Raw genomic sequence first — 12,026 nt, forward strand, 5'->3', positions numbered from 1 at the left:
AACACCTTGTCCATCGGCTGGTAACTGGTATCCCAGCCGAGACCGCGGGTCAGCAGACCGTAGTTCTCCTTCATGCTGAGTTTCTTCGCAGGCTTCTGCGGATTGGTGGGCATGTTCATTTGTTGATTCCTCAGTCTTACTGCTGGTTGTTCCAGTACAGGACGAACTCGTCTTCCGACTCTTCGATGTTTCCGGATAGCGAAATCAGATTCAGATTCAGCTCACGAAGATCGTAGGCGCGGCCGATCAGGTCTTCGATCGTTTCGCGGCGGATGACCAGGCGGCCCGGCATCTCGATCTTCACCATCGCCGGATAGCGCAGGACGATGGCTTCCTCGTTGTCGGCTTCGATCGCTTCGACGATCGAGCGCGTCTCATCATTGGTCTGGAAGGCGATGAACACCTTGTCTTTGGCGACGGCGTTCATGCCTTGGCTACCTTCGCTTTCAGACCAAGCTTGACCAGCCGGTTGTCGAAGGCCGCCTCGATGCTGGTCAACACTTCCTCGGCATCTTCGACGAACACCGCCGCGGCATAGGGCGCCAGCGCTTCCTGGGCGGCGAGACGCCAATCGGCAATCCACTGTTGAACCAGCTCGGCATTCGCGGGCGACTCGTTGACGGCGGTCTTGATCGTGGCGTCGACCCAGCGCGAGGTTTCGTCAAACCAGTTGTTGCTGAACTCGGTGACCAGGCTCAGCGCAGGGCCATGAGCGTTCGAGAAGCTGCGCTCAAAATGCTGGAACACCAGAGGCTGCAGCAGACCATCGAGCACCAGATTCTGAGCGACGAACAGCTCGAACCAGTCCTCGCAGACCATCATGTTCTCGATCATCCGGCGGATGCCCTGCCAGGCCGGGTCTTCCAGCCACAGGCGCTTGCCCTCGGCCAGCGAGTCGCCGCTGTTGCCGTCCAGCGACAGGCCGATGCGGCTCAGGTACTGGGCGAGGCCGAGGCGGTCCATCGAATGGAACATCGTCGCCTGCGTGATCGCCACGCCGAAGCCGTAGGCGGTCATGTAGCAGTTGTTGGTGTTCGCGCCCCATTCGGCATGGCGCATCGGCACCAGCGTGAACACCAGCTTGGCGCGCAGCGCTTCCGGCAGATCGCGCAGCAGGCCGCGCTTGTCGACGAACTCCAGGTTCCGTTCCATCGTCTCCTGCTGGCGTGAGCGGGTGATGGTGTAGGTGCCGTAGTAGAACTGGCGCGGGTCCTTGAACGTGTACCAGTCGCGCATCACCAGCTTGGTTCGGCGGACGTCGTAAACCTCCATTTCCGGCTGCCAGAGCGGCTTGTAATGGAAGTTGACCATCGGCTGCATGCCGATCGTCGCTTCCTGATAGCGCGACGCCGGCTTGTCACCGCCGATCTGCCTCGCGACATGCGAGAAGGTCTGCCGCAGCTGGGTGACCGAGGTGGTCTTGATATCGACGTTCATCCGTCCTGCTCCTGTTCGTTGTTCATTCCGGGTTGGCCGTAACGCCACTTGGATTTTTCGTAGTCGACAGCGTCTTCCTGCTCGCGGCTCAGGTAGGTGACCGCGTTCTCACGGCAGAAGACCTGGTAGGCGGGCGCCGGCAAAATCAGTTCGATCCACAGCTCGGGATCGCCGATCGCGAAATCGAACAGCACGTAGTTGTCCTGATTCAGTTCGCGGAACCGCACGTAGCGACGATGAACGTCGAACGCTGAACCAGACGCGCACACAGGCTCGGGCGATGACCCGCGAAATGACTGAGGTGACACGGCTTTCCTCCGCACTTGAGTCCGGCTTGATCGGCGCCGGCTTTTGCCTTTGCGCTCGTCGAGACAGATGTTTGTTATCAGCCTCATTGCACCGGTTGTGCCATGCCGCGGGGATCGCACCGCAACAACTCGGCAAGTGCTTCAGCTAGCTGAAATTATCGATTTCTGGATGCCGTTGGACTCCACTTTATTTCGGTCCTTCCCGCGTGGTGATTTCATAAAATCATCGAATCCGGGATGGCAGGACTCGTGGCGCTTTGATGAAAATCTGCAAATTCATCAAAGCCGCGAACAGGGCGCTACGCAAAGCGCTCGCGGATGCAGAGGAATCCGCCCACACTGCCGCGCGGTCCGTCGTTCATCGCGACCGCACCATCATCAAAATGACTCGCGCACGAGCGCGGGCATGTCAGGAGGAGCTTGTCCGATGACTGTCGACACCAACAGCCGGCCACGGCGCGAGCAGGCCTGGACGCCGAGCAGCGCCGGCGTCGATGCCCAGCGCCTGCCGGACATGGCGGACCTGATGGCGCGGCTGCACTTCGTGCCCGGTGATGGCCGCATCTGGCTCGATGACCAGCGCATGCAGCTGATCCATACCTCGGCGATGGGCGTGCTGCGCCGCGAGCTGATCGAAGGCCTGGGTATCGAACGGGCGCGTGGTCTGTTGACCCGGATGGGCTACAACTCCGGCTCCCATGACGCTCACCTGGCCCGCAAGCTGCGGCCCAATGCGCCGCTGCACGACATGTTCGTGGTGGGCCCGCAGCTGCACGCGCTGGAAGGCATCGTGCTGGTCGAGCCGGTATCGATGGAGATCGACATCGAGCGCGGCCATTACCGCGGCGAGTTCATCTGGCGCGGTTCCTCGGAAGCCGAGGAACATGTCCGCACCTATGGCATCAGCGCCGAGCCTGCGTGCTGGAGCCAGATCGGTTACGCGAGTGGCTACACCAGCGTGTTCGTCGGCCGGCCGATCCTGTTCCGCGAAGTCGAGTGCCGGGCGATGGGCCACGCCCACTGCCGCATCATCGGCAAGCCGGTGGAAGCCTGGGAAGATGCCGAGATCGACGCCAGCTTCCTGCAGGCCGAACAGTTCACGCGCGGGCTGTCCGCGACCAGCCGCCCGCCGGTCGGCGAAGCGCCCAACGCCGAGACCGCGGCGATGTTCGCCGACGGTGACATCGTCGGCGTATCGACTGGCTTCAACGCGGTCTGCCACATGCTGCGCTGTGTCGCCGACACCAATGCGACGGTGCTGTTCCTGGGCGAAAGCGGCGTCGGCAAGGAAGTGTTCGCCCGCACGCTGCACCGCATCAGTGCCAGAGCCGACAAGGTGTTCATCGCGGTGAACTGCGCGGCGATTCCAGAGACGCTGATCGAATCCGAGCTGTTCGGTGTCGAGCGCGGCGCCTACACCGGTGCCACCTCGGCCCGCGAAGGCCGCTTCGAGCGCGCTCATGGCGGCACGCTGTTTCTCGACGAGATCGGCACGCTGAGCCTCACCTCGCAAGGCAAGCTGCTGCGCGCACTGCAGGAAGGCGAGATCGAGCGAGTCGGCGACAGCCATACACGCAAGGTCGATGTTCGCGTCGTGGCAGCGACGAATCTCGATCTGAGGGCCGAGGTTCGCGCCGGACGCTTCCGCGAGGATCTCTACTTCCGTCTCAACGTGTTCCCGATCAAGGTGCCGCCGCTCCGGGAACGCCGCGAGGACATCCCGGTGCTGATGAACCATTTCCTTCAGAAATTCACGCGTCGCCATCGCCGCGACGTGACCGGATTCACTGCGCGTGCCATCGACGCGCTGCTCAGCTACGAGCTGCCGGGCAATATCCGCGAGCTGGAGAACATGATCGAGCGCGGCGTGATCCTCGCTCGCCCCGGCGGTGCGATCGACGTCAGCCACTTGTTCACGGCCGGCGAGCGTTGGGACAGCCCCACCTGGGGTTTGAGCCGCGATGGCCGCGTCGCCACCAGCGGCCGGCTCGATGAAGTTGACGAGAACGTTGCCGGCAGTCTTGGCAATCCACTCAAAGCGATCACCGATCGCATCGAACGCCTGATGTCCGGCCAGGGCCTGGCCGACGGCGGCTCGCTCGACGAGATCGAAGCGGAATTGGAGAACACCTTGCTGCAGCACGCCATCGAGAAAGCCAAGGGCAATCTGTCTGCTGCCGCGCGCTTGCTTGGTATCACTCGGGCAAGGCTGGTCTATCGGCTCAATCAGCGTGGCTTAGGTGGCTCGCTCTGAGTCGCTTGCTCGTTGAGATCGGATCGATGATCGGACTCAGCCACGCTCGCATCCATCCTTAAAAAATTCGGCGGGCACCGCACACGGACGCGGCGCCTGCCGTGGCCGACCTATGGCCAACGCCGCCAGGACGGATACTGGCGGTCAAAACACCAGACGGGCACATCCGTCAGGCGAGGAACTCAAGGACAGGAATCCCGCGGACAGTTCGCCAAGGGCAAGCCTGCCGGCACGCCGACCAAGCTGCTCGACAGCTTCCGCGCCTAGTTCGGTCAACGGTGTAACGCCACGAAGCAGGCGCTCAGTTCTCACGACAACTGCCCTCGCAGATCTTGATTTCGCGGCTTACGAGCGTAGGAGAGTCTTCGATTCTTGCGCTCAGCAGCCGTGCCGATCTCAGATAGTTGTGAACGACGGTTCTGCGTGCTTCAAGACTGTGCATCGCCAACGAATCGATATCTCGGGCGGTTTCGGTCTGGCGAATGGACAGTTGCGCGATCTGCCGCTTCAGGCGCTCCGAAAGTTCGAGTTCGGATACATCTCTTTGATCGCCGGAAGCCGCGGAACTACCGGCCGCAAGACGCGCTGCGGTCTCGCTCAGCTCCGTTTGCAGGCGGCCCAGATCACGAAGCTCCGTGAGGGACGCATACAGGGGCGCCGTCGCATCGTCTGGCGCCAGGTGCAGACGGTCCGTCAGCTCGAACAGTGCGCGATCGTCTATGGACGTGGCGATGGCAGCCGAAAGTTGTCCTTCGGTGATGAATGCCGACTCGCCGGCGATACCGCTGTCGACGCGTCCGAGCGCCGAGATCGCGCTGGCGTAGGCGCTGCGGGCTTCGGCCACGTTGCGCAACTGATCGTGAGCGTAGGCGATCGCTAGCATCGCTTCCTGCACCGACGTATCTCGTTCGTCGCGCTCGAGCAGCACGCTCCAGATCTTGAGCGCCTTGCGCAGACCGTCGTTGCGATCTTTCGGAGGATCGTCCCGCTCGAAGCTGGACGGGCCGACGACGCCATTCAGTTCGGGCTCGAGCACTCGCAAGCGGATCAGCGAGCTTCTCGGGCCCGCTTGAAGATCGGTCTGCCGCGCTGTCCTGGACCGCTCGGAATCGAGCAGATCGCGCGGCAGCCGCTCGCCGTTCGGTACCAGCTCTGCCCAACCCATGCCGAGCAAAGCGGGGCCTGACAGCAAGCCTTCACTGCGGACGCGCCCCAGTACCCCCAGCGCGGTGCGTCCCTGCTTCGCTTTCAGGAAGTGCCAGCCGAGTGCGACATTCGCCTTGTCCTTCAAGGCCAACATCTCCGGATCCTTCGATTGCGACCGGCCGAGCAGATCGAGCCAACTCAGGCCGCGCCGCACGTCGCCACTGCGGATCATCGCCACCGCCAGGTTGTAGCGGTTGTAGGCAGCCGCGCGCACGGCCTCGGTCGAGCCCACCATGAATCGGAACGCCTCGACGGTCTGGTCTTCCTTGCCGAGCATTGCGGCCGCTTCTGCGGGACGCTGCTGCGCGATCAGGACTCTGCCGTAGAGGTGACGCCAATCCGGCCGCAGCAAATCCGGCAAGGCTTTGTCTGCCAGATTCAGCAGCCGCTCGGCCTGCAAGAGGTCGCCGGTCGAGTTGCGGGCTTCGGCAAGATGCAGCCGCTCGCTGGCGACATCTGCCTTCGCCTGCCGACGCTGGTCCAGTTGATCGCAGATCAACTCGGCCTTGTCCAGCATCCCGAGGCTGCGCAGTGCGCGAGCCGTAGCCAGCCGATAATCAGGGGCTAGCGACGTCTCCGGTCCGGATTGCAGCGCCGTTTCCAGAAGCTCGACCAGGGCCGATTCCGCATCGCCGCCATGGATGAGCGCGCTGCTGTGGCTGATCGCCGGATCGGCATCACTTCCGGAGCGATAGCGCGACAACTCGGCGGCTGGAAGCGCGAGCCTGTTGACGGCAACGTCCAACAGGGTCTGCGGCGCGCTGTCGTCGCGCACCAGTTCCCTCACTTTGATCGCAGGCGCCGAGATCAGCCCTGCATCGAGCCGGAATTCGAGATCAAGCTGGCCTGGCATCTTCTCGAACCGGTGCGTGACGGCAAGAACAACCGGTGTGGCCCCGGATATCCCCGGATCGGTGATCGCAAACTCCGCGCGGATGACATGCAGCCCCGGTGTCAGCGTCTGGCGCAGGATCCGCCGCCGGTCACCATGCTCGAACATCGCCGCTGCCGTCTCGGGAGAAACGTCGAGCAGCTCGGCGGCTTGCTCGTCAACGGTGAACTGCAGCTGCTGCACTACGCGGTGCGCCAAGCCGTTTTGACCGACATAGACGTTGACGCGGTCGGCGGCCGGAACGTCTCTCGCGTCGAGCACAAAGCGAGCGTCGGCCAAGGTCTGGAAGATCTGGTAACGAAGTTCCTGGGTACCGGCATCCGCGACGACCGATATGGCGTCCGGCGCAAAAGACTCACCGGCCCCCGCCTGGCAACTGCTTGCAATCAGCAGGCAACAGAGGGCTCGGTTCATGACGCGGCCTCGATGTTTACCGAACAGCGGCAAGACACGTGGATGGAGGCGCGGCATATCGATTCCCTCAGCTTGAGCCAAGCCCGATCAGGGCAGCTTGGGTGAGGTAGCGGTCGTACATTCTTGGATCGTTCGCGCCGCTCAGGTGGACGCCCTCGATTGCCTTCACCTGTTCCAGGCGGGTGATGGAGCCCGTCTGGATATCCGAACAGGTCAGGTGGCCCCAGCTCCAGTACGGATGCTTGCCATCCATCACTTTCTTGTCGCCGGATTCGTAGAGCCCGTAGCAGCCATCGAACGAGCGGTACGGCAGACCATTGCGGTCATAGGTGGTCATGCCGGCGAAGGTCTGATTGCGCGCATCGAACCAGACCCGTTTCTTAGACACCGGGGCACGCGGGAACTTGGTCGGTTCGGCTTCGACAACAATGATTTCCGGCACCAGTTCCACATCGGTGTCCCAGAACGACAGTCCTTTCGGCCCGCCGTGGGTCTTGTGCTCCCAGTTCGGGTGATCGGCGCTCCAGCCGCCAGATACGCCACCGAGAAACGGCCCGCGATGGACGATCTTGTAGTTGCCCCAGGTGTACATCGGGTCGCCTGCGCCCCAGACATCGGAGAGAAACAGCGTCAGCCCTGGCACCAGCGGCTCGAAGCGCTGATTGGTCGGAAACTGGCGGATGCGCCGGAACTCGGGGACATAGCCGTAGAGCACCGGAAACGTGCTCTGGTCGTAATCCCAGATATTGAGGAAAGACGTACCGCGATAGACGCCAGGCTTGGTGAAGAAAACCGACTGATAACGCAGCTTGTCGAGATGCTCGGGCCAGTACGGCTTGGGGTCCATGCTGACCCGCGACACCGCAGACAACTCGGACCAGCCGCATTCGTATTCGAAGCCGACGCGGCCATCGGAGCCGACGTTCTTGATCTTGATTGCATAGAACGACGCATCATGACGGCCCCAGCTGAGGGTCTGCGCGGCGAACAGTTCCTCGGCAGTCTTGGGATCGGGAAAGGGATTACCGCCGATCCAGGGCTTGCCGTCCGCGGTGTTGACGACGTTGCCGCGGGCATCGAACTTCGCCTTGCCAGCATTGCGCAGCGTCGCCTCGAGGTACTCCCAGGGCGAGGTACGCATGACATCCGTTGTCGTCTTGACGACCCTGAGCTTGCGGCCCTGTTTGAGAATCTGCTCGTAGCGGATCGGCTCGATCAGATCCTTCACCAGTTCCACGTTGGCGGCGGTGATCTCGTCGCCGGTCTTGATCCGACCCTTGGTGTAGCCCTCGATCGACAGCAGTTCGTCGGGGTAGGCCTTGCTGATATCGCCATGCTGCGCGATGGCCTGGGACAGCGGCATCAGTACGCCGGTTGCGAGCGTACCTCTGCTCGCATCAGCAAGGAATTTTCGGCGGCTGTAGCCGCCGTCGTATCGCGTGATGCGCATGGTCGATGGGCTCGCCGATTGACGTCCTGACGGAAAAAGGTAGCCGGCGGCGTGATGAGCACCGCCGGCAAAAGTTCCGAGAGCCAAGCTCTCAGCGTGCGGACGTCTTGCGCTTGACCCGTGTCTGTAGAGAACTGAACAACTAGAACTGATAGCCGATGCGGATATTGGCTTCGTCGGCAAAGCTGATCGCGCGGACCACGTTGTTGGTCGGGTTGCCGTACAGATGGCCGTTCACGTAGTTGTAGAAGACATCGACGCTGATGTTGTTTCCCGGATTCCACTTCAGGAGTGGCTGCGCCAGCAGGCCGCCCTGCACGTCGTACAGGAAGGCCCACTCCAGCACGAACTTGCGGTTCGGGGCGGGCAGGAAGCCAGCGAACACCAGGTAATTGGCTCCGACATCCTTGAGTCCCTTCGGACTTCTGAGACCCGAGTAATCGTTGCCCTGGAAGGCGACCGGATCACTCACGCCAAAGGTGCCGCTGTTGGCGCCATAGCCCTTCAGGTTCAGACCGACAATATCGGTGGCGCTGCGGTGCTGGTACTCGAAGGCAAGATAGGCGGCCGGGAAGGCGGGTGTGAAGCGATACCAGCGCTCGCCGACGACCGTGATGATGTACTCGTCGGTCTTGTCACCAGCGTGGCTGAGGCCCGTGTCCGTCAAGCGCCGATTCGGCGTGTACTGGGCTTCGACGTTGACGATGAACTGGTTCCAGAACGAGGCAGCGTTCTCGGTCTCGATCACATAGCTGCCACCCAGCCCGAACACTTCTTCGCGGTAGTAGTCGCGCTGCACGTTGCCACGGAGGCTGCCGTCGGAAGCGAGGAAGAAAGTATTCAGCAGATTGCTCGCTTCCCGGTTGTCATCGACATGCGATGCATAGACGTCACGCAGCGCAGCGAACTCGTCGACGGCCGTGTTCACAGTCTTCGTGGCATCGAGGCGCACACTGCCTGCACCGCCGAAATACTCCTTGTTGCTATAGACGCCAGCCGGTCCGACGGTGAACGGGGTGTGCGACAGCGCCTCACCCAAGCTGCCGTACAAGCGGCAGGTCGTCGGGTTGTAGAGATTGCCGGCACAGAGCGGGCTGTCCGGGCCGAGCTTGGCGGCGTAAGCCGTTTCGACGGCGGCACCGAGCAAGTTGCCGTAACGGCTTCCATCCGGATTGGTTCCCGTCAGGCCCTTGTTGATACCGCTCTCTGCCCAGCTGAAAACGCCGAGCGGATTGATGCGGCTGCCGGCGAGTGCCGAGTAACCCCAGTTGCCGTAGTCGGCCTTCATGCGGATGCCGTAGCTGAGCCGGGTGTCGTTGTCGCCGGTGAAATAGTTATCCAGCGGCTTGTAGAACTGCGACGGAATGACGTTGTACGGCGTGTTCGGGTTCGGCAGGACCGAAGGCTGGAACTTCTGCACATAGCCGTCGACGATGATCGCGTCCGTCGCCTGGATCGTGCCGCGTAGCGCCAAGGCCGGGACGCGCTTGTCCGAGAATTCCTCGATCGCCCGATCAAGCACCAGGTGACGACGGAAGTCGAGACCATCCGGCACATCGAAGGACTGGAAGAAGATCGCCTGGCCCCAAGCGATCTGCTGCATGCCGAAGCGAATGTTGTAGGCGCCGCTCTTGTATTCGAGGAGCGCGGTCGGAAAGTCGATCAGGTACTGACGACCCGCGAATTCCGTCGGATTCAGCTTGCCGCCGTTGCGTCCCAGGGACTGGAAGTACTGCGCCTTGCCGGTATCGGCATAGCGGTTGCCGCCGCCGCCATCGATGCCGCCCTGGATATTGGCAACATCCTTCGCATCGAAGCTGTTGTAGATGCCCGGATCGAAGATTGCGCGCGCCTGAATGTTCAGCCGGAAACTGTCCGTGAACGACACATTCATTTCGCCCGAAGCGCGGTATTCCTGGTAGTTGAGGTAAGGGTCACTACCCGGGACAAAATTGTCGCGACGTACCGTGTCGTTGGTATGGATCAGGCCGGCGGAGTTCGGAATGGGAACATTCCAGTTGGTCGCCTGTGGCAGCAGCTGGATGCCCAGCAATTGACTGCTCAACGCCGGCGGCACATAAGCCTGACGCGGCACATCAACGTGCTGGAAAGGCGCGTTGCCCTGGTTGTTGTAGTTCTGGAAGCCCGTCGTCCTGAACCCGGTGTCATTGCGCAAGAGGCCGTTGAACGTCGTGCGCCCCCAAAGATTGGATAGATATCCGCTTGAGTCGCCATCATCGGCCCGTACCGTTGTCGATGCGGCCATCATTGCAATGCCGGCACAAATGAGTCGGCGTGCGCGCTGAGCTGAATCCATTTTCTGCTCCCCCAGTACTTGTAGTTTGTTTGTTGCAATCAATTGCCGCTTGCTGCCAGTTCAAAAGCCCGGCCGCTAAGGCCAATGGCGATTACTGATTCTTTATCCCTGCATCTGCTTCTTTCGTCGGAATCAATTGCCGCTTGTTGCGAGTTGGAGCACCCGGCCGCTATGACCAACGGCAATCACCGAGCCGCTCGGCGTGCTGGTGCCGCGGCTGAGACCGCAATACCAATTGAGACTCACGTCCAGCGCCTTGAGCGGCTGCCAGGTCTTGCCGGCGTCAGCACTGACCAGACCGCTGCGCATGCCAATGGCAACCACATGACCGTCCTGAGTCGGCGCGATGTCGAACAGACTGGCCTCCGAATGGGTGTCGAGCTGCGTCCAGGTCTTGCCGCTATCGGAGCTCGTCACCACCAAGCCCGCCTGACCGGTCGCATAACCGACGCCGTCGTCGCTGAAATGCATGCCGAAGATCGTCGACGGAATCGAACCCTTCAACGCAGCCGGCACCTGAAACACCGGCTCCCAGCTCGTGCCGCCATCGGATGAGCGATTGAGCTGGCCGAACTCGCCGCCAATGATCATCGACCCGTCATCGAATACTTTCGCGACGTAGATGGTGGGCTCGTCACGGATCGCTTCGAACGCTCCGGTGACACCCGTCTCGTAGAGCGTGGCCCAGTCCGGCTTCAGATCGGCCCAGGTCTCCCCGCCGTCTGTGGATTTGAGCAAGGTGCCGAAGGCGCCGGTTGCTATCGCAAGACCATCCTTGTTGAGGCTGACTCGCAGCAGGCGGCGGTCGGTGACCGGCTCGATCTTGCGCCAAGGCTTCTGCTCGTCGCGGATCAGAATCAGGCCCTGCAGGCCGACAGCGATCGAACGTGTACCCGAGATGACGACGCTGAGCAGGGAAAGATCCGTAGGCGGCTTGTTCTCGCGCACCCAGGTCTTGCCGCCGTCAGTGGTTACCAGCACGAGGCCACCGTCGCCCACTGCCTCGCCGAAGTCGCCACTGAAGGCGACCGAATAGAGACGATCGTGAGGTGTCAGTTGGTTAAGTGCGCGGCTTGCGCCACCATCGGCAGCCATCGCGAAACTACCCGCCACGGCCATCAATACCAGGAATACCGCTGACAACGGGCGTGCGTATGCTTTCATGGCAGGAGCCGACAGAGAAATCGAATGGAGACGTGGCGGCCGCGGACGACCGGCCGCCACAAAGAGGACTACTTCAGTTCCGCGCGATCACGCACGGCCCAGAGACTGCAGCGCCTGTGCGGTGCAGTAGGTGTTGTAAAGCCATTCCGGATCGGCCTGGAAGCGTGCTTCGACACCGGCGGCGCCCTTGCTGTGATTGCACAGCGACATGCGGCGATTCTGGAAATCGTAGATATGCACGTAGGTCCAGGTGAACTGCGGAGTCTTGCCATCGCGGCCGAGGATGACGCGCTTGCCATCCGAACCACCACCCTTGAGCTGGCCATGCGCCATTTCGAAATTCGACCAGAGCTTGCCCTGACGGTCGTAGCGAATATTGCTGGCGGCGATGCTGTTGCGTGCATCGACATAGGCCACGCGCTTGGACACTGGCGAACGCGGATAGCCGGTTGGCTCGCAACTGGTGACGATGACTTCCGGCGCCATCTCGTAGGCGATGTCGAAGAACTTCGGGTTGTCCTTCTGGCGCGGCGGCTCCCAGTTGGCGTCGTGGGTCGCAAACTCCGAAGACCATGGGCCGAGCA

9 protein-coding genes are annotated in these 12,026 nt (G+C 61.9%); 1 reads left to right on the forward strand and 8 read right to left on the reverse strand.

All coding sequences use genetic code 11. The features are described 5' to 3' along the window. Nucleotides 1–136: 136 nt before the first annotated feature. Genes QZY06_RS03795 through QZY06_RS03805 form a run of 3 tightly spaced genes read right to left on the reverse strand, consistent with a single transcriptional unit; the run spans nt 137 to nt 1,832 of the window. Complete coding sequence (locus tag QZY06_RS03795) at nt 137–427, reverse strand: MmoB/DmpM family protein (RefSeq protein WP_295680402.1); 291 nt, start codon at nt 425–427, stop codon at nt 137–139. Next, nucleotides 424–1,437: an aromatic/alkene monooxygenase hydroxylase subunit beta gene (locus tag QZY06_RS03800; protein ID WP_295680405.1), complete on the reverse strand. Its 1,014-nt coding sequence runs from the start codon at nt 1,435–1,437 to the stop codon at nt 424–426. Before QZY06_RS03800 ends, QZY06_RS03795 begins: the two co-directional genes overlap by 4 nt. Beyond that, nucleotides 1,434–1,832: a phenol hydroxylase subunit gene (locus tag QZY06_RS03805; RefSeq protein ID WP_295680408.1), complete on the reverse strand. Its 399-nt coding sequence runs from the start codon at nt 1,830–1,832 to the stop codon at nt 1,434–1,436. Before QZY06_RS03805 ends, QZY06_RS03800 begins: the two co-directional genes overlap by 4 nt. 427 nt (nt 1,833–2,259) lie before the next feature. Here QZY06_RS03805 and QZY06_RS03810 point away from each other — a divergent pair, with 427 nt between their 5' ends. Further along, on the forward strand, nt 2,260–3,999 hold the full coding sequence (locus tag QZY06_RS03810) for a sigma 54-interacting transcriptional regulator (protein ID WP_367275560.1): 1,740 nt from the start codon (nt 2,260–2,262) through the stop codon (nt 3,997–3,999). Between the two features lie 301 nt (nt 4,000–4,300). Here the strand turns inward: QZY06_RS03810 and QZY06_RS03815 are convergent, their stop codons facing one another. The 5 genes from QZY06_RS03815 to QZY06_RS03835 form a co-directional block, all read right to left on the reverse strand. Next, complete coding sequence (locus tag QZY06_RS03815) at nt 4,301–6,511, reverse strand: hypothetical protein (protein WP_295680414.1); 2,211 nt, start codon at nt 6,509–6,511, stop codon at nt 4,301–4,303. Nucleotides 6,512–6,578: 67 nt separating this feature from the next. Continuing rightward, nucleotides 6,579–7,961, reverse strand: coding sequence for a DUF1329 domain-containing protein (locus tag QZY06_RS03820; protein WP_295680416.1), 1,383 nt, complete (start codon nt 7,959–7,961; stop codon nt 6,579–6,581). A 142-nt stretch (nt 7,962–8,103) separates the two neighbouring features. After that, the gene (locus QZY06_RS03825; RefSeq protein WP_367275559.1) at nt 8,104–10,278 is read right to left on the reverse strand and encodes a DUF1302 family protein; all 2,175 of its coding nucleotides are present in this window, start codon (nt 10,276–10,278) and stop codon (nt 8,104–8,106) included. Between the two features lie 132 nt (nt 10,279–10,410). Then, nucleotides 10,411–11,442: a photosystem I reaction center subunit IX gene (locus QZY06_RS03830; protein ID WP_295680420.1), complete on the reverse strand. Its 1,032-nt coding sequence runs from the start codon at nt 11,440–11,442 to the stop codon at nt 10,411–10,413. A gap of 87 nt (nt 11,443–11,529) precedes the next feature. Then, the coding region (locus QZY06_RS03835) for a DUF1329 domain-containing protein (protein ID WP_295680423.1) at nt 11,530–12,026 on the reverse strand (497 nt) is incomplete at its 5' end.

This window comes from uncultured Nevskia sp. (assembly GCF_903885465.1).
GTDB lineage: Bacteria > Pseudomonadota > Gammaproteobacteria > Nevskiales > Nevskiaceae > Nevskia.